Origin of the sequence: Domibacillus sp. 8LH (assembly GCF_038806185.1) — a bacterium.
Lineage (GTDB): Bacteria > Bacillota > Bacilli > Bacillales > Domibacillaceae > Domibacillus > Domibacillus indicus_A.
In genome coordinates this window covers 371,150-390,440 of record NZ_JAVJNG010000001.1, presented here as the reverse complement: position 1 = coordinate 390,440, position 19,291 = coordinate 371,150, and the positions used below count along the sequence as shown (strand labels likewise).

General features: G+C 42.5%; 17 protein-coding genes and 1 pseudogene. 16 read left to right on the top strand and 2 right to left on the bottom strand.

Annotation, left to right across the window (positions count from 1 at the left end):
* Positions 1–57 precede the first annotated feature (57 nt).
* From RG959_RS02060 to pstB, 7 genes and pseudogenes are all read left to right on the top strand, one after another.
* Positions 58–1,691, top strand: a pseudogene (locus RG959_RS02060) (Na/Pi cotransporter family protein).
* Positions 1,692–1,938: 247 nt separating this feature from the next.
* Complete coding sequence (locus tag RG959_RS02055) at positions 1,939–2,547, top strand: superoxide dismutase (RefSeq protein WP_242233446.1); 609 nt, start codon at positions 1,939–1,941, stop codon at positions 2,545–2,547.
* A gap of 160 nt (positions 2,548–2,707) precedes the next feature.
* On the top strand, positions 2,708–4,846 hold the full coding sequence (locus RG959_RS02050; RefSeq protein WP_342795965.1) for a peptidoglycan D,D-transpeptidase FtsI family protein: 2,139 nt from the start codon (positions 2,708–2,710) through the stop codon (positions 4,844–4,846).
* A 294-nt stretch (positions 4,847–5,140) separates the two neighbouring features.
* Positions 5,141–6,109 carry a PstS family phosphate ABC transporter substrate-binding protein gene (locus RG959_RS02045; RefSeq protein WP_342795752.1) on the top strand — a complete coding sequence of 323 codons (969 nt, stop codon included), beginning with the start codon at positions 5,141–5,143 and terminating at the stop codon, positions 6,107–6,109.
* A 96-nt stretch (positions 6,110–6,205) separates the two neighbouring features.
* The gene (gene pstC / locus RG959_RS02040; protein WP_251271042.1) at positions 6,206–7,150 is read left to right on the top strand and encodes a phosphate ABC transporter permease subunit PstC; all 945 of its coding nucleotides are present in this window, start codon (positions 6,206–6,208) and stop codon (positions 7,148–7,150) included.
* A complete protein-coding gene (gene pstA, locus RG959_RS02035; RefSeq protein WP_242233449.1) occupies positions 7,150–8,034 on the top strand; it encodes a phosphate ABC transporter permease PstA in 885 nt (294 codons plus the stop codon). The genes pstC and pstA overlap by 1 nt, the downstream gene beginning before the upstream one ends.
* A gap of 44 nt (positions 8,035–8,078) precedes the next feature.
* Positions 8,079–8,888: a phosphate ABC transporter ATP-binding protein PstB gene (gene pstB / locus RG959_RS02030; protein ID WP_251271041.1), complete on the top strand. Its 810-nt coding sequence runs from the start codon at positions 8,079–8,081 to the stop codon at positions 8,886–8,888.
* A gap of 45 nt (positions 8,889–8,933) precedes the next feature.
* Here the strand turns inward: pstB and RG959_RS02025 are convergent, their stop codons facing one another.
* Complete coding sequence (locus RG959_RS02025) at positions 8,934–9,365, bottom strand: endolytic transglycosylase MltG (RefSeq protein ID WP_342795751.1); 432 nt, start codon at positions 9,363–9,365, stop codon at positions 8,934–8,936.
* Complete coding sequence (locus RG959_RS02020; RefSeq protein WP_342795750.1) at positions 9,362–9,730, bottom strand: helix-turn-helix domain-containing protein; 369 nt, start codon at positions 9,728–9,730, stop codon at positions 9,362–9,364. The genes RG959_RS02025 and RG959_RS02020 overlap by 4 nt, the downstream gene beginning before the upstream one ends.
* A 154-nt stretch (positions 9,731–9,884) precedes the next feature.
* Here RG959_RS02020 and RG959_RS02015 point away from each other — a divergent pair, with 154 nt between their 5' ends.
* The 9 genes from RG959_RS02015 (at position 9,885) to RG959_RS01975 (ending at position 19,272) form a co-directional block, all read left to right on the top strand.
* Positions 9,885–10,451 carry a DUF4912 domain-containing protein gene (locus RG959_RS02015; RefSeq protein WP_342795749.1) on the top strand — a complete coding sequence of 189 codons (567 nt, stop codon included), beginning with the start codon at positions 9,885–9,887 and terminating at the stop codon, positions 10,449–10,451.
* Positions 10,452–10,481: 30 nt separating this feature from the next.
* Positions 10,482–12,749 carry a glycosyltransferase gene (locus RG959_RS02010; protein WP_342795748.1) on the top strand — a complete coding sequence of 756 codons (2,268 nt, stop codon included), beginning with the start codon at positions 10,482–10,484 and terminating at the stop codon, positions 12,747–12,749.
* Entirely contained in the window at positions 12,746–13,609 is an 864-nt protein-coding gene (locus RG959_RS02005) for a nucleotidyltransferase family protein (protein ID WP_342795747.1), read from the top strand. The genes RG959_RS02010 and RG959_RS02005 overlap by 4 nt, the downstream gene beginning before the upstream one ends.
* A 51-nt stretch (positions 13,610–13,660) precedes the next feature.
* Positions 13,661–13,810, top strand: a complete 150-nt coding sequence (rpmG, locus tag RG959_RS02000) for a 50S ribosomal protein L33 (protein ID WP_045850975.1) — start codon at positions 13,661–13,663, stop codon at positions 13,808–13,810.
* A 44-nt stretch (positions 13,811–13,854) separates the two neighbouring features.
* Positions 13,855–14,418 carry a 5-formyltetrahydrofolate cyclo-ligase gene (locus RG959_RS01995; protein ID WP_342795746.1) on the top strand — a complete coding sequence of 188 codons (564 nt, stop codon included), beginning with the start codon at positions 13,855–13,857 and terminating at the stop codon, positions 14,416–14,418.
* A 54-nt stretch (positions 14,419–14,472) separates the two neighbouring features.
* On the top strand, positions 14,473–16,017 hold the full coding sequence (locus RG959_RS01990; protein WP_342795745.1) for a rhomboid family intramembrane serine protease: 1,545 nt from the start codon (positions 14,473–14,475) through the stop codon (positions 16,015–16,017).
* Positions 16,018–16,033: 16 nt separating this feature from the next.
* A complete protein-coding gene (locus RG959_RS01985) occupies positions 16,034–16,243 on the top strand; it encodes a YqgQ family protein (protein ID WP_342795744.1) in 210 nt (69 codons plus the stop codon).
* A gap of 1 nt (position 16,244) precedes the next feature.
* Positions 16,245–17,174 carry an ROK family glucokinase gene (locus RG959_RS01980; protein ID WP_342795743.1) on the top strand — a complete coding sequence of 310 codons (930 nt, stop codon included), beginning with the start codon at positions 16,245–16,247 and terminating at the stop codon, positions 17,172–17,174.
* 229 nt (positions 17,175–17,403) lie between these two features.
* Entirely contained in the window at positions 17,404–19,272 is a 1,869-nt protein-coding gene (locus RG959_RS01975) for an LTA synthase family protein (RefSeq protein ID WP_342795742.1), read from the top strand.
* Positions 19,273–19,291 lie beyond the last annotated feature (19 nt).

Below are 19,291 nucleotides of genomic sequence, written 5' to 3'. Positions count from 1 at the left end.
TTTTAAGGTAGAGGCTTTACTTTTATAATATAAAAACATCTGAGTGGAGCTGAATAAATGGAAATTAATATCCAAGAAATTCTTTTTCGATTTTTTGGAGGTTTAGGTATATTTTTATACGGTATTAAGCAAATGGGGGATGGACTCCAGGCTTCGGCCGGCGACCGCCTTCGCGATATTTTAGACCGATTTACCACAAACCCCTTAATGGGCGTTTTAGCCGGAATTTTAGTAACAATTTTAATCCAAAGTAGTTCTGGCACCACGGTAATTACGGTTGGGCTGGTCAGTGCTGGTTTTATGACGCTTAAACAAGCGATAGGAGTAATTATGGGTGCTAATATCGGCACGACTGTGACAGCATTTATCATTGGTATTGATATTGGTGAATATGCGCTTCCAATTATTGCTCTTGGATCCATACTCATTTTCTTTTTCAAAAGCAAAAAAACAAACAATGTGGGCCGGATTATTTTTGGGTTTGGTGCGCTTTTCTATGGCTTGGAGCTGATGAGCGGAGGAATGAAGCCGCTTCGCAGTCTTGAAGGATTCCACGATTTAACGGTTAGCATGGCGTCGAACCCTGTTTTAGGTGTTGTTATCGGCACGTTGTTTACGGTGCTTGTTCAAAGTTCTAGTGCCACAATTGGTATTCTCCAAGGCCTTTTTGCTGAAGGGCTTCTTAATCTGGATGCAGCTCTTCCTGTTTTGTTTGGAGATAACATCGGGACAACAATTACAGCGGTACTTGCTTCAGTTGGTGCATCTATTGCGGCTAGACGAGCTGCTGCAACCCATGTGCTATTTAATATTATTGGTACGATAATCTTCTTGGTTATCTTGCCGCTGTATACAGCTTTGATTAGTTATTTGCAGCAATCTTTAGGGCTCAATCCGGAAATGACGATTGCCTTTGCACACGGGACCTTTAACGTAACCAATACGATCATTCAATTACCATTTGTGGCAGTGCTTGCAGCGATTGTAACAAAGCTTATTCCTGGTGATGATGCAATTATTGAATACAAGCCGAAGCATTTAGATCCGATTTTTATTGAATAATCTTCCTCGATCGCGTTAAGCCAGGCGAAAGAAGAAGTTGTTCGTATGGGGAACTTTGCAGTTAAAGGCATGGAAGAAACACACGAATATTAAAAACGAGACAGCAAAAGCATGCTTCAAATGCAGAGCAAATTGAGCAAGCGATTAATAACCTTGATCAAAAAATTACTGATTATCTTGTGCAAGTCGGCGCAAAGCAATTGAGTTCTACAGATTCAGAGCGGCATTCCAGTTTATTAGATGCTGTTCGTGATATCGAAAGAATCGGGGACCATGCAGAAAATATATGCGAGTTGGTGGAATATCAACAAGCCAATAAAGTAGTTATTTCAGGATAGGCGGCAGCAGATCTTAATGAAATGTTTGAACTGACTACAGAAACTGTTTCAAAAGCAATTCGTGCCTTGGATGCTAACGACTTGGCTCTTGCACGCCAAGTAGCAGAGCAGGAAGAATTAATTGATAAGATGGAACGGAAACTTCGGAAACAGCATATTCTGCGTTTAAATGAAAGAAAATGCACAGGACAGGCAGGCGTCGCTTTTGTAGATATGATCTCAAACTTAGAACGTATGGGTGACCATGCTGTAAATGTAGCAGAAGCTGTTTTAGGCACTCGTGATTTATAAGTAATAAGCCGCCGTTATGGCGGCTTTATTTTATGTATGAGCATAAGGCTGTTATTGGCACGAAAGTAATCCGTTGAAAGGCCTTGTTTAACGGCTTTTTAGAGGCGTGGGAAGAAGCATGTTGAGTGTTGGTTTGATCGGCCTTCACTTTGCTTTTTGTTATGGGCATAATCATTGCGCCGTGTTCACAATTTTGTTAATCTTAGTTATGTTAGGTAAATCACTTTATTTTGGGAGGAATTAAACAATGGCTTTTGAATTACCACAGCTACCTTATGCGTATGACGCACTAGAACCCCACATCGATAAAGAAACGATGAACATCCATCACACAAAACATCACAACACGTACGTTACAAACTTAAACGCAGCCCTAGAAGGAAATGAAGAGCTTCTTTCTAAATCAGTAGAAGAAGTGATTGCAAACTTAGATGCAGTTCCTGAATCTGCACGTACTGCGGTTCGCAACAACGGCGGCGGCCATGCAAACCATTCTCTTTTCTGGCAGCTTCTTTCGCCAAACGGCGGCGGCGCGCCAACTGGAAAGCTTGCGGAAGCAATCGATGCAAAATTCGGAAGCTTTGACGCGTTCAAAGAAGAATTTGCAAAAGCGGGAGCTACACGCTTCGGTTCAGGCTGGGCATGGCTTTCTGTTGCAAATGGCCAACTTGACCTTTCAAGCACACCAAACCAGGACTCTCCAATTATGGAAGGCAAAACACCAATCCTTGGCCTTGACGTTTGGGAGCATGCGTACTACTTAAATTACCAAAACCGTCGCCCAGATTACATAGCTGCATTCTGGAATGTAGTAAATTGGGATGAAGTTTCAAAACGCTACGAAGCAGCTCTTTAATATAAGTACTCATAAAAGCCGGTCCGATTATCGGGCCGGTTTTTTGGTGGAAAAAACCCGTTGATTTCGATACAATGAATAATAGAGTAAATGAAACGAAGAAAGGGTTAGGCGGTTGAAAAAAGCGAATAAGAAGAAAAAAACGCATGTACCGTTTCGGATGAACATGCTGTTTTTTGTGGTTTTCCTATTGTTTTCGGCTCTGATATTCCGGCTTGGTATTGTCCAAATTGTACAGGGAGAAGATTATCAGCGCAAAATTGAGCGGACAGAAGATGTAACAGTGAACACAAGCGTGCCGCGCGGGAAAATTTATGACCGGTACGGGAAAGTCGTAGTAGATAACAAGCCGCAAAATGCAATTACGTATACACGTTCTTCCAATGCGAATCCAGAAGAAATGATGAAAACAGCAGAAAAGCTTGCCCAGTTAATTGAAAAAGAGACGGATCAAGTGACGGAGCGTGATAAAAAAGATTTTTGGATCACGAAACACCCGAAAAAAGTAGAGGCGAAAATTACCGATGCAGAATGGGCTGCTTACAAAGAGGACAAGCTTACAGAAGATGAAATTTATGACATGCAGCTGGATCGGATTACAGAAACAGATTTAAGTGAGCTGACCGCGGCAGAACTTGAAGTATTAGCCATTTACAGAGAGTTTACAGCCGGTTATGCGCAAACCCCGCAAATTGTTAAAAATGAAAACGTGACAGATGTAGAATACGCTGTAGTGAGTGAGAACTTATCATCACTGCCAGGTGTGAATACGACCACCGACTGGGAACGTGCGTATGCATACGATGGTACGTTAAAAACGGTGCTTGGCAATATTTCTTCTTCTAAAGAAGGACTGCCAAGGGAAATGGCGGACTACTATCTGGCACGTGGTTACAGCCGTAACGACCGGGTAGGGAAAAGTTATCTGGAATATCAGTATGAAGATATTTTGCGCGGTCAGAAAACAAAGATGAAAAATGTGACCGATAAATCAGGAAATGTGCTTGATTCGGAAATCATTACCGAAGGCCAGCGTGGAAATGATCTTGTTTTAACCATTGATATGGATCTTCAAACAGCTGTAGAAAAGATCATTGAAGAAGAGCTGACAAAAGCAAAATCAAGTTATCATCCATTTTTAGACCGGGCATTCGTTACCATGATGGATCCAAACACGGGTGAAATTCTTGCCATGGCAGGGAAACAATACACGACTTCTGATGGGAAACCGAAAATTGTCGATTTTGCGCTCGGTAACATGACCACATCTTATGCAATGGGCTCGGCTGTAAAAGGAGCGACTGTTTTAACAGGATACATGACCGGGGTCAATGAACCAGGTGAACGCATCGTTGATGAGCCGCTTTATTTTGGCAGCTCGGCCAAATCAAAAAGTTCGTGGTTTAACAGAAGTGGCGCTATGAGTATTAGTGATACCTATGCACTGATGCGTTCTTCCAATGTATACATGTTTAAAACCGCTATGGAAATTGGCGGTTCCCATTACGTACGAAACGGCGGCTTGGATATCAATGATGAGGCTTTTCCGACCATGCGGAAATATTTCGGCCAATTTGGGCTCGGTGTCAAAACCGGCATTGATTTGCCGAATGAACAGGCCGGCTATAAAGGATTTGTTGACCAGCCTGGTAAGCTTCTGGACTTCTCCATTGGCCAGTTTGATACGTATACGCCGCTTCAGCTTGCACAGTACGTATCTACTATTGCAAACGGCGGCTACCGCATGCAGCCGCAAATTGTAAAAGAAATCAGGGAGCCGATTTCTTCAACCAATAAAATTGGTCCGATCGCGGAAGAAATTGAGCCTAATGTATTAAATACGCTGGAGCTTGAACCTGGATGGATCGAACAAGTGCAGGAAGGCTTCCGCCTTGTTGTTCAGGGATCCGAAGGAACAGCGGCAAGCTATTTTGGGGATGCCCCGTATAAAATGGCAGCCAAAACAGGAACAGCTGAAGGTGTATATGACGGTCCTTTAAAAGAAAAAAATAAAAACCAAATGACCTGGAATGTGACCCTTGTTGGATACGCTCCTTATGACAACCCGGAAGTAGCGATGGCCGTTGTCGTTCCGTGGGCATATGAGGACAGCTCAAGTTCGATTCCGATCAACCATTATATCGGACGTCGGGCAATGGATAAGTATTTTGAGCTGAAAGAACAAAGAGCCAGTGAGAAACCAGCCCAGGCCGTGATTGATCAGGATATTGTGCCAAAAACAGGCACAGAAACATCTGATGCAGACGAATCTGAAACAGAGGAATCTGAAGACGAATAAAAAACAGCCTTTCCGCTTACTTTAACGGAAAGGCTGTTTTTTGTTGAAAAGATTATACCTGTTTTGATGGGTTTAACGAATGTATAAAAACGACAAGAAGGGATGTCAGAAAATTTTAAAAATAATTATTTTTTATAGTAATCGCTTTCAGTGATAAAAATCAACATTTATTTCTTAAAATCGTCTTCGATTTACAAAACCTTAACATTTCATTAAAACCTTATTAATACTCATCCTTTATTGTATTCAATGTAGCAGATAACAAAAAAACAAACTCGCAGGGGGAAATCAAGAATGAAACCAGTTAAAGTTCTCACACTATCAGCACTAGTAGGATCAGCGCTTGTAATGGGTGCATGCGGCAATAACAATGCTGATAATGGAGCAGGAGGAAATGGCGAAGAAGGACAGGATGCACAGCTTCAAGGCCAAATCTCAATCGATGGTTCATCAACAGTTTATCCGATTGCTGAAGCAGTAGCAGAGGAGTTTATGCTTGAACAGCCGGATGTAAAAGTAACAGTCGGATTGTCTGGTACAGGCGGCGGATTTGAAAAGTTTATCGCTGGCGAAACACAAATGAGTAATGCATCTCGCCCGATTAAGGATGAAGAAGCACAAGGCCTTAAAGATGCGGGTATTGATTACACAGAACTTCAACTTGCTTATGATGGACTATCTGTAGTCGTTAACAAAGAAAATGAGTGGGTAGACCAATTAACAATAGACGAACTGAAAAAGTTATGGCTTGATAATGGCAAAACAAAAAAATGGTCTGATATTCGTGAAGGCTGGCCGGCTGAAGAAATTAAATTCTACTCTCCAGGTACAGATTCCGGAACATTTGATTATTTCGATGAAGTAATTCTTGACGGAGGTCAAATCGACAAGTCCGCTACACTTTCTGAAGATGATAACGTTCTTGTACAAGGTGTAACAGGAGACAAAAATTCAATTGGTTACTTTGGTTATGCATACTACCTTGAAAACAAAGACAACTTGAAAGTGGTACCAATTGTAAATGGAGAAGGAAAAGCCGTTACACCAGACACTGAAACAATTAAGAGCGGCGAATATGAGCCACTTTCACGTCCATTGTACACATATGTAAGCAACTCGGCTGTTAAAGAAGAAGAAGCAGTAAAAGCTTATACACAATTTACACTTGAAAATGCAGCAGCTCTTGCAGAAGATGTAGGATATGTAGCTCTTCCTGAAGAGGAGTACACAAAGCAGCTTGAAACAATTGAAGGCTTAAAATAATTGTCACTGGATTAAAAAAAGCGGATAAAGAAAAATACACCAATAGAGGGCAGAGCCCTCTATTGGTGTACATGGGTTGAAAGGAGCAAGATTGGGTTGAAAACAACAAACAAAGAACTCAGTCCTGTTCAACAGCTGCTTGAAAAAAAATATAATAGCGGCTTTTTGAACAGAAGTGAAAAAATTATTCCGGTGGTTTTGTTTCTTATGGCTGCCGTTTCAGTGTTAACTACACTCGGAATCGTTTTAACACTGATTTTTGAAACGATCACTTTCTTCGGTGATGTTTCGATCGTTGAATTTTTTACAGCTAAAGAGTGGTATCCATTCTCAGGAACGGATCCTGTTTACGGTATTTGGCCGCTTGTATTGGGCACATTAAAAATAACAATAATTGCTTCATTATTTGCTATCCCAATCGGGCTTGCAGTAGCCTTGTATTTAAGTGAATATGCAAGTGCGCGCACACGTAAAATTATGAAGCCAATTCTTGAAGTGCTTGCAGGTGTTCCAACGATTGTTTACGGCTTTTTTGCCTTAACATTTATTACTCCGGTTTTACGCGGTATTTTCCCTTCGCTTGAAATGTTTAATGCGATCAGCCCGGGAATCGTAGTCGGAATCATGATTATTCCAACGATTGTTTCCCTGTCTGAAGATGCTCTTTCTTCGGTTCCAGAATCTGTTCGCCAAGGTGCGCTTGCACTCGGGTCGACAAAATGGGAAACCGCATCAAAAGTTATTTTCCCGGCAGCTCTTTCCGGTATTCTTGCATCGATTGTGCTTGGTGTCTCCCGCGCTATCGGGGAAACGATGATTGTATCCATTGCAGCAGGATCAACGCCATCTGCATCCTTGGATTTAACAACATCCCTACAAACAATGACATCCTACATTGTACAGGTTACGACTGGTGATGCAGGATTTGGCACGACGATTTATTACAGTATTTATTCTGTCGGCTTTACATTGTTTATTTTCACCCTTCTGATGAATATACTAGCTCAATTCATCTCGAAGCGTTTCAGGGAGGAATACTAATGGAAAACACTGCACGGGTTAAATCAGAAGAAATGGTAAGCCGTATTGACGGCCGCTTAGCAAAAAATAAAGTCGTCAAAGGAATTTTCTTGACGGCAACGATTTTTACGTCCATTATTTTAATTGTGCTGCTCTACCGTATCATTTCACAAGGTGCTCCTTATTTAACATGGGACTTTTTCCAGAATTTCGCGTCGCGCCGTCCTGAGCAGGCGGGAATTAAAGCAGCTGTTATTGGTACGCTTTGGATGATGAGTGTGGTTATTCCAACAGCCGCTATTTTGGGAGTCGGTACAGCGATTTACCTGGAAGAGTACGCAAAGAAAAACAAGTTAACTCGCTGGATTCAAATGAATATTTCAAATTTAGCGGGTGTGCCTTCTGTTGTATTCGGTCTTCTTGGCTTAACTATTTTCGTTCGTGTGTTTGGCTTTGGAAATAGTATTTTAGCTGCAGGCTTTACAATGGCTCTGCTTGTTCTTCCGGTTGTCATCGTAGCAGCCCAGGAAGCGATACGCGCTGTTCCAAAGGAACTTAAGGAAGCATCATTTGGTCTTGGTGCAACAAAGTGGCAGACGATCTACCGAGTAGTTCTTCCGTATGCGATACCGGGTATTGCAACAGGAAGCATCTTAGCTTTTTCACGTGCTATTGGTGAAACGGCTCCGCTTATTGTTGTCGGCATTCCAACATTCGTTGCGTTTCTGCCATCTGGCTACTTGGATTCATTTACAGCACTTCCAATGCAAATTTACAACTGGACAAGCCGTCCGCAAGTTGACTTCCATAACCTTGCAGCTGCGGGTATTATCATCCTGCTGGCCGTGCTTATTTTAATGAATTCTGTTGCAGTTTGGATCCGCAACCGTTATCAGGCAAGATAATAAACCTTGGGAAATCGCGATTGAAAACTTGGAGGGAATGTAAAATGGCGTTAACTGCTGTAAATACAACGAAAAACAATCAGTCTGTTCAAAACGAGGAACTGTTCGTATATAACACTAAAAATTTAAACTTATGGTATGGAGAGCACCATGCTCTTAAAAACATCAATTTAGGTATTAAAGAGCGGGAAGTCACAGCAATTATTGGTCCATCAGGCTGTGGAAAATCAACATACATTAAAACATTAAACCGCATGATCGATCTTGTGCCAGGTGTAAAAACAACGGGGCAGATTGAATATCGCAACCGGGACATTTTCAGCAAAGATTTTCTTGTAGAAGAATTGCGGACACGTGTCGGCATGGTATTCCAAAAGCCAAATCCGTTCCCGAAATCTATTTATGAAAATATTGCATTCGGCTTGAAAATTCACGGTATTAAAAACAAGCAAATCATTACTGAAACAGTGGAAAAGAGCTTGCGTGGAGCAGCTCTTTGGGATGAAGTAAAAGACCGCATCCACGAACCTGCTTATGGTTTGTCAGGTGGACAGCAGCAGCGTCTTTGTATTGCGCGCTGCCTGGCTCTTGAGCCGGATGTGATTTTAATGGATGAGCCAACTTCTGCATTAGACCCGGTTTCAACTCTAAAAGTAGAAGAACTTATTCAAGAACTAAAAGAAAAATACTCCATCATTATCGTGACACACAATATGCAGCAAGCTGCCCGTATCTCTGATAAAACAGCTTTCTTCTTAAATGGAGAAGTTGTGGAGTTTGATTCTACGGATACCATTTTTAACAATCCTGCAGATAGTCGTACAGACGATTATATTTCAGGACGCTTCGGATAAAAAAGAAAAGCCGGCGCTTTAGCGCCGGCTTTTTTGTTATGCTGTTTATTTTGTTAGTGCATCAGCCACTTCTTTTTCTGTCATGTCCTTTTTTAAAACAAACGACCCTGTTTGCAGCTTATTTGCGTATCCATTGGCTGTTAAAAATTGATTAAAAGCTGCCTGGTCCTGGATGATGCCGGATTCTTTTAGTTTGGCCGCAATTTCATTAGAAGACATGCCGGATTCAATTATAACTGTAACGGATTGAACAGCCGTTTTGGGGGCTGTCGTTTCTTTATGGGCAGAATCAAGCTGTTTTTCTGTCTGTTCGTTTTCTTTTTTTTGAACGACATAATTCTCTGCCTCCAGCCGTTGAATCATTTGTTGTGCTGATAGTTCAATAGGGCGCTCGGGCGCTGTTTGATCAGAAATATACAGGGCTGCTGAAGCCGCAAGAAGACCGAAGCCGAAAGCGCGAATAGGCTGTTTCCTCATATCGATGAACTCTCCGTCTGCATGTTTTCATCCAAAATGCTCTTTACCTGCTCGGTTGAAAGAGAGGATTGTGCAGCAATTTGGGCAATAGGTGTGCCTTGCTGATAAAGGGCAATCACCTGGCTTTGAATAATTTTATTTACAGCAGCAGCCGGCTTTTTGGTATGTACTGCAGGTGTTTCTCCAATGAGCAGCTCTTCCTCAAGCACTTTTAATTTTTTGTTAAATTGATAGTGCTCCTGTAACATTTTCATGGATAATTCCTCAATTTCTTTTTCCAGCTGCCGCTGTTTATCGGGCAGAAAAAAGGACAGCAAAATAAAAAAAGAACCGGCGCAGGCCAATCCGATGGTTAGTTCATTCATATGAAATCTCCTTTCGTTTTCTTTGTCCATATTGTACCACATTGTATCCGCAGGAAGGGGTGCGTTGGGCAATTGCCGCCTGCTATTGAACGTGATACCATAATGATATAATGATATTTTGATTAGGAAAACTGCCGGATCGAGGTGATACATATTGATTGAGGAGATTGTAAGGCTGAAAAATGAGAATTTCTCTTGGGAACAAATTGCAGCAACATTATCTATTCCAAAGCAGCAGGCAAAACAAGAGTGGCAGTATGGACTAACAGAAAAAGCAAAGCGGAACGTACAAAATAGTCTTCATACTGTATTGTTGTCGAAAGAACGAATTTATTGCAAATGGCATCTCGATCCTTTTTTATTAAGGGCGGCTTTCTATTGTGAAGCTCCGTTAAATCCTGATGTACTGGATCTTCGTATTTTTGACGTAACAGATATTTATTTTAATGGAACGAACGCTCACTCCATGACATGTGTAAAAGTAAACAAGGAGGATGGCTTCTGGATACTAAAAGGGTTAAAGAGCAATCGTTCTTACCTTTGTGAAATCGGCTATTTAACAAAAAACTATTCTTTTTGGCCGATTCTGCAATCACATCCGGTTCATACTTCATACGAGCGCAGTACAGACTATATACTTAAAGCAGGAGAAGCGGAAGCGTTTTATCAACATACTTTCAACGAGCCAGCCTGGATCGAACATCCAGATTGCTTGCAATAAACCGATACTAGCTGAAGGAGGTAAGGGAAAATGAAATATTCTTTTTCAAATATTATGATGGTTAATCATCCCTTTCGGCCTCTTGCTCTGGCTGGGTCGACAGCAGACAGCGAGGAAATCATCACACTGATGAAGGCATATGGAACCCTGCTGGAAGCAGCAAGCCGTACGGAGCCTGGAAAGCCGGTCACAGGCGTTGTGAATTTATTTACATTGGGCTGGATGAATGGAGCTCGAGGAAAGATGGCTGTCGCTTCTTTTATGAAGCTTCAATCGGACGGGGTACTGCCTGCGGTTTTACGCGCACATAACGGGTCTTTTATTCAAGCTTTTAAAGAGTTGATGACACAGCAAAAGCTTGTGCTGCTGCCCGTGTCTCTCAGCCAGTTCCCTTTGACGGCTTATACATTGAAAGGGGCAGCAAAGGAAGACTTAAAACGAACTTCTGCTATATGGAAAGAACTATTCGGCACTCCGCCTTTATCCATATGGCTTCCGCGTGGCGCTTATACACCTGGTATAGACGAACTTCTTTTGCAGGAAGGCTGTCAGTTCGTATTTCTTCCGTATGATGCTTTTCCTTTGGGGGAACAGGAAGGGGTTCAGTGGATGTCTCCGCGCGGCCTTGAACTGATTCCGTATCGGAAGGATCATCAAGAAAGCGGAACAACAGGCGTCACGCTTTTTTCTTTAGCGGGGCAGAGCGCCTGCATGCATTGGGAATATATTCAAAAAAAGCAGGTGTCCTCGTCTGATGGTTCTTCTGCAAAGCGTGTGATTCATTTTCCACTCGTGTACGAAAACTTGAATGAAGGACATACATTGATTACGGCGGAAGAACTTCATCGTTGTGATCCTATTATTCATTTAAAAGAAGAGTGGGACGAAAAGTATGCCCTCGCTATTTCAGAAGCGGCAGGTGTTTTAGATCTGGAATGGGCTTACTGTATTTATGCGGCTGTTTATGGTTTAAAAGAGGAATTAAAAAGCGCTATTGATTCCTTGCGCTATTTATTAGATGGAGCCCATAAAGAGTTTCCTGACCTCGATTATGCACACCAGCGCATGCGTCTTCATTATGGAGTAACGCTTCAATCCAAACAGATTGTTGGAGGCGTAGAAAGAATGGAAGGAGCTGTCCTGCTGCTTTCATGGGAGTATCCGCCAAACATTGTCGGGGGAATGGCACGGCATGTTCATGGACTTGCAGAAGCACTTGTTGCGTCTGGACGTGAAGTGATTGTTTTGACATCTTCCCACCATGAATCAGCAGAATATGAATGTGTCAATGGCGTTCACATTTATCGATCCGGCCCGCTTCATAAAGGAGAGCAGGATTTTTTAAAGCAAACCTCCGATTTGAATCTGTGTCTTTTTCAAAAAGCGATGGAGCTGATGCATAAGCACGACATTGCTCTTATTCATACCCACGACTGGCTGACAGGAGACGCGGCAATTCTGCTTGCCGAACAAAAGCAGCTGCCGCTCATCTCTACTATTCATGCCACCGAGCATGGACGGAATAATGGGCTGCATAATGAGCTGCAGCATGCGATTGCGTCAAAAGAGAAAAAGCTCATTGAAGCTTCCGATACGGTTATTGTGTGCAGCCAGCCGATGAAGGAAGAATTACGGGTTTACTATGAGGGATCAGGGAAAGATATATACGTGGTGCCGAATGGTGTGGAATTTGAAGAAAGCGTATCAGGCCTGACAAGGTTTCGCTCTATGGAGCCCTTTATTTTTTCAATCGGCCGTATGGTGTTTGAGAAAGGTTTTCAAACATTCTTTGAAATGAACTTAAAAAACTTGAAAAAAGAAAACATTCAGTTTATTATTGCGGGTAAGGGTCCTCTATTAGAAACATGGCGTGAAGAAGTGAAAAAGCGCGGACTTGAGGATACGATTCATTTTGTCGGCTATGTGAGTGATGAGGAAAGAAGGGCTTTGTTTCAATCTTGTAAAGCGGCTGTATTTCCAAGTCTGTACGAACCGTTCGGTATTGTGGCTCTGGAAGCCATGGCGTTCCGAAAGCCTGTAATCGCAGCTGCAACAGGCGGGTTAAAATCGTTTGTTTTACATAAACAAACCGGGCTTTTGTTCGAACCAGGCAATGCCGAAGACTTATCCAAGAAAATAGCGGCTGTTTTGGATCAGCCCGGTTATGCAAATGAACTAGGTTTGAATGGACATGAAATGGCAAAAGAACTTTACAGTTGGGTACACATCAGCGCACAAACAGAAAAGATCTACGATCAGACCGTTTTCATCAAAAAAATGGAGGGAGTTCGTACATGATAGGTATTCTGCTTGCTGGGGGGCGTGGAAAAAGGCTGCGCCCGATAACTGACCACATACCAAAGCCAATGGTCCCATTGTTGGGTAAACCTCTTTTAGATTACAATTTAAATGTTTTTAAAAGAAATAAAATTTACCGCGTGATCATGACGGTTTGTTATAAAAAGGAAGTTATTCAGCAGCATGCAGGTTTCGGCCATCAAAATGGACTTGATATTCAATATATAGAAGAGTGCGAGCCTCTGGGTACTGCCGGAAGTTTATTTGCCTCCAAAGGGTTATTTAAAGAAACACTCGCTGTTTTAAGCGGTGATGCACTGACCAATATACCGCTTCGCCAGGCGTATAATTTTCACAAAGAAAAAGGAGCCCGTGTAACCATTGTTACGGCGAGAGCAGAGCACCCTGAGCATTTTGGTGTCTGCCTCACAGATCAAAGCGGAAAGCTTCTTTCTTTTCTTGAAAAGCCTTCTAACGTGCAATTGTGGACGAATCAAGTAAGCACGGGAATTTATTTGGTTGAACCGTCCTTGTTTGAAGATTACGCACTTTATGGGAAAGCAGATTTCGCCCAGGATGTATTTCCAATGCTTCTGGCCAATCAGGAGCCGGTTTATGTGTATGAAACAAATGCATACTGGCAGGACATTGGCACCCATCCCGCATACAAGCTGGCTGAGAAGCGGCTTAAGCGGGGAATACCAGGAATTACGAACCGTCTGCAGCCTGTTTACCCGCTTTCGAATACATTTCCTGCTTCTATACTGAACGAAAACGATGGACTTGCAGAGCGGTCCGATTGTTATTCACCAATGTTGAAAAAACAGGCTGGCATTTCTGATGAAAAGGTGCTATTATAGTAAAGTCGCAAACGACTTGAAAATAAGCGAGACAAGTTTGGAGGGAAAAACATGCGTGTAAACATTACATTAGCTTGCACTGAGAGCGGTGACCGTAACTATATCACAACTAAAAACAAACGTAACAACCCGGATCGTCTCGAGTTGAAAAAATACAGCCCGCGATTGAAAAAAGTAACAGTGCATCGTGAAACAAAGTAAGCAGCAGGAGACTTTCCTGCTGTTTTTTCTTTTAGGAGGAACCAATGGATAAAAAGATACTGAGGGATGGGATAAAACAGCAGCTTGCTGCAATGAGCCGGCCCGTGTATGAGCAAAAAAGCTTTCAAATTGCCAGAAGATTGTATGCGCTTCCGGAATGGCAGGAATCAAACAAAATTGCGGTTACGATTTCAGCGGATTTTGAAGTAGACACCTGGCAGATTATTCGATCTGCGTGGCTTGCCGGCAAAAAAATTTGTGTGCCAAAGTGCCATCCGGATACAAAAGCCATGTATTTCTATCAATTGGAGAAGTTTGAAGATCTTGAAACGGCGTATGCGGGGTTGTATGAACCGATTCCTCAAAACACAACATTGATTGACGCGAAGGAGATCGAATTAATGATTGTGCCCGGCCTGCTTTTTAACCGGAAGGGGTTCAGGGTTGGCTTTGGCGGCGGCTACTACGACCGTTTTTTATCTTCATACATAGGACAAACGATTTCATTAGCGTTTTCCATTCAATTACGGCCGGATATTCCCGTTGAAGGGCATGACATCCCTGTTCAGAAAGTTTTGACGGATAGTGAAACAATCCTCTGCTCATAAACGTCCTTCTTTCTTTACCGTCTGAATGAGTTCCGTTATAGTGGAATCAACAGGATGGACGAAAGTAGTGATGAAATGACAACGCAAACAAATTTGATATTTTGGCGTCTTGCTTATTTTTTTGTCGTAGAGCAGGAGTATACATTAACAAGGCTGAGCCAGGATCGCAGAGAAATGCTGCTTGAAAATCGTTCAGTAAAAGAAGCGGCCATTATTAGACTTTCTCAGCAAAATCTTGGCTGGGCAGCTTCTCTGGGACGTGACATTGAACAAACGGCCTGGGTCGGTGAGCGCCTCCGAAAGCAAAGAGGGATGAGAAAGCTTAATATGCTCAATGTAATGGTGTCTCCTCATCTGCCCGTTGACGAATTTTCGCAGTTCATGAAACCAGTTCAAAGCGGAAAAACAAAAACAGCTGTACTGCTGTTTACTGAAGAAAACCTGGGAGGTCCGCTTCAAGAGCTGGAACAGTTTATGGAGTCTGTACCGGAGCAGCGGGATTTTGAAGGGGCTGAAGACGAAGCGGCTGCTTATGAGCGTGCTGTTTTATCCCATGAAGTAAAACGAAAAGAAGAAGAAAATCGGTTTTTTTACTACGGAAAGCCTTTTTTCACGTATGTTTTTACCGCGGTTAATGTCATCATGTTTTTTTTAATGACGATCGCAGGAGGCAGCACAGCGACTGATGTGCTTATACAATTTGGCGCAAAATTCAATCCTCTTATTTTAGAGGGAGAATGGTGGCGTTTTATCACACCGGTTTTTCTGCATATCGGACTGCTGCACCTTTTAATGAATTCAATGGCTTTGTACTATTTAGGAACGGCGGTTGAACAAATTTATGGCCGGCTGAGATTTTTGTGGATTTATTTGTTTTCCGGCTTTACAGGGAGCCTGCTCAGCTTTTTGCTGACTCCTAATCTGTCAGCGGGAGCGAGTGGAGCTATTTTTGGGCTGTTCGGTGCCCTTCTTTATTTCGGGGTAACCAAGCCAAAGTTGTTTTTTCGGACGATGGGCATGAATGTCCTTGTTGTGATTGGAATCAACCTGGCATTTGGATTTACAGTACCCGGAATTGACAATGCCGGACACATTGGCGGACTTGTCGGCGGTTTTTTAGCAACGGGCATTGTTCATTTTCCGAAAAAGCGGCGTATTCTGCAGCAGCTGTTGTTTTTGGCAGCAGCTTCGACATTTGTGGCAGCCGGTTTGTTCTTTGGGTTCCAGCACGGGTATGCCGCTCTTGACGCGCAGTCTGTGAATATTCAGGCCGCAGACAAGCTTCAGGACGGAAATAAGCAGGAAGCTGAACAGATCTTGTCGAACTTTATTCAAAAAGGCGGCCAGCCTTCTGCCGAAACGTATTTTTATTTGGGTGTAATTGAAGCGGGGGACGGGCGCTTGGAGGAGGCTGCCTCTCATTTTAAGCAAGCCGTCCGGTTAAGAAGTAATTTTCCTGAAGCACATTATAATCTGGCGCTTATTTATTCTAGCCAGGGACGGCAAGAAGAAGCGCTGCAGGCAGCCGAACAAGCCGCAGCATACGCTCCTAATGAGCAAACATATGAAGATTTAGTTCGCAAGCTGAATAATGAGTGAAAAGCAGGGTGAAAAGATGGAAACGATTTTTGATGTACAGCAGCTGCTGAAAAGATACGGTGTTTTCGTTTATATCGGCAATCGTGTAGCAGATTTACAATTAATGGAGCTGGAACTGAAAGAACTGTATCAGTCTCAGCTGATAGAGCCAAAAGAATATCAAATGGCGCTGCTTATATTACGACAGCATATTGCAATTGAAAAAGAAAAAGAACAGGGGAAATGATATGGCAGAGAAACGGCTCGCTGCTTTTGATATTGGCGGCACAACGGTTAAATTAGCTTTTTTAACAACAGAGGGAGAAATCATACGAAAATGGTCGATTCCAACCGACCGTACGGACAAAGGAAGTAGAATAGTAGCAGATATTGCCCGTTCTTTTTATAAAGAATTAGAAGCAGATGGATTAACGACTGCCGATGTGCTCGCAGCAGGAGTGGGGGCACCGGGTCCTGCCGATCCAGTATTGGGGACGATTTCTGGTGCGGTAAATATCGGCTGGCCGAATGGATACCCTCTAAAACAGCTTCTAGAAGAAGCGATTGAATTGCCTGTTTTTATTGAAAACGATGCAAACTGTGCTGCACTTGGCGAAATGTGGAAAGGTGCAGGAGGAGGCGCAGGCGACGTAGTTTGCATTACACTTGGCACAGGTGTCGGCGGCGGCGTTGTGTCAAAGGGAATGATTATTACAGGGGTAAATGGAGCGGCGGGAGAAATCGGCCACATTACGGTTGTAACAGAGAATGGATTCCCTTGTAACTGCGGCAAGCGCGGCTGTCTTGAAACAGTAGCTTCTGCAACGGGAATTGTTAATTTGTACAAACAACAAGGCAAAGACGCGCCTGATGCACGCACAGTATTCGAACAAGCTGCGGCAGGAGATGCGGCAGCGCAATATGCGGTTGACCGCTGTGCTTTTTATTTAGGTCTTGCGGTTGGAAACATTGCTAACACCTTGAACCCAGCTAAGATTGTAATTGGCGGCGGCGTTTCAGAAGCAGGTGCGGCTCTTATGCAGCCTTTGGAGAAATACGTAAGAGAGTTCACGTTCCCACGGGCGATGGATGTGCTTACGCTTCAAAAAGCACAGCTTGGCAACGATGCCGGTGTGATCGGTGCAGCTTACTTAGCAAAAGTAATGTCAGTTTCATAAAATAAAAAACAGTTCCGCTGGGACTGTTTTTTATTTTATGAAACTTTTTTTAATCGTATGCGTATGAATAAGGGGCGGAATTGTCGCGGAACTATTATAAAGCTTTGCTTTTTCGTTCTGATTGATTTTTTGTAAAAAAAGTATTAAGATTGTGAAAGACAATTTACACTAGGTTAAAGTGTATGCAATTCCCCGATCACTTTTATAGAAGTAACGAGGAGGCTGAAAGATGAAAAGAACAATACGCAGCAACATTTCTCTTATTGCTGTAACCGTTTTGTTCTTATGGATGAAAACATACATCGTCTATAAAACAAGCTTTAACATGGATATTGAAAACTCACTGCAGGAATTTATTTTGCTGATTAACCCGCTAAGCTTTATTATGCTGGTAATGGGAATTGGCTTTTTCTTTAAAAGCGACAAAGCACGCAATCGTTATTTGCTGGGCATGAGCTTTTTCTTAAGTTTTCTGCTTTATGCGAACGTTGTGTTTTATCGCTTTTTTAATGACTTTATTACGCTGCCTCTTTTATTTCAAACAAGTAACTTTGCTGATTTGGGTAACAGTGTTACAGAAGAATTTAATGTAGCGGATATTTTATATTTCGCCGATGTCATTCTTTTATTCCTCCTGCTTAAGTTCAAGCCGTCATTTGTGAAGTTTCGCCCAATGTCAAAAATGAACCGCCGCGCTTATTTTTTATCAGCTGCTGCGCTTATGTTTTTGAACCTTGGACTAGCAGAAGTGGAACGTCCGCAGCTTTTAACAAGAACTTTCGACCGTGAAATGCTTGTGAAAAACATCGGAACGTTCAACTATCACCTTTATGACATTTTTCTTCAATCCAAATCATCTGCCCAGCGTGCACTGGCAGATGGCAGCGAATTAACTGAAATTGAAAACTATGCTGACGCCAATTATGCCGAACCAAATACAGAGCTGTTTGGCGCTGCCAAAGGAAAAAACCTGATTATGGTGTCCGTTGAGTCAACACAGGCTTTTGTTTTAAACAATACCGTAAACGGCCAGGAAATTACGCCATTTCTGAATGATTTTGCAAAAGAGAGTTTAAACTTCACTAACTTCTACCACCAAACCGGGCAGGGGAAAACGTCTGATGCAGAATTTTTAACAGAAAATGCACTGTATCCGCTGAGCCGCGGTGCCGTGTTTTTTACTCACTCTGGCAACCAATTTAATTCAATGGCTGAAAAGCTTGAGGAAAATGGCTATTTTTCAAATGCGATGCATGCGAACAATAAAAGTTTCTGGAACCGGGACATTATGTATGATTCGATTGGATATGAACGTTTTTACAATGTAAATGATTATAAGGTGAATGAAGATAACAGTGTAAACTGGGGAATGAAAGATATTCCGTTTTTTGAACAATCGGCCGAGCTGATGAAAACCATGCCGCAGCCGTTTTATTCAAAAATGATCACGCTGACCAATCATCATCCGTTCTACTACGACAAAGAAGACCAGATGATTGATGAATTTAATTCATCAAGCGGCACATTAAATCGTTATTTCGTTACCGTTCGTTACACGGACGAAGCATTAAAAACGTTTGTGGAAGATTTGAAAAAAGCAGGCCTTTATGAAAACTCTGTAATTGTTTTGTATGGGGATCATTACGGCATTTCAGAGAATCATAATGAAGCCATGTCTCAATACTTAGGTAAAGAAGTGACGCCATACGTATCAGCTGAGCTTCAAAAAGTACCGTTTATGATTCACATTCCAGGCGTTAAAGGCCAGGAAATTGATACGGTCGGCGGACAGGTGGACGTGCGGCCAACACTGCTTCATCTTCTTGGCGTTGATACAAAAGGAGATATTCAGTTTGGACAAGATTTACTTTCCAGCGAGCATGAAAGCTTTGCCGCATTCCGTGACGGCCGTTTTGTGACAGAAAATTATGTGTATGCCGGCGACGTATGCTGGGATAAAAAGACGGGCGAGCAAACGGATGCTTCCTACTGTGCGCCTTATATTGAAAAAGCAGCTGCTGAATTAAATTATTCAGATCGGGTTATTTACGGGGACCTGCTTCGTTTTTATGATCCAGATGCTGCAAGAAAAGAATAAAAAAAAGCCCCTGATTTTT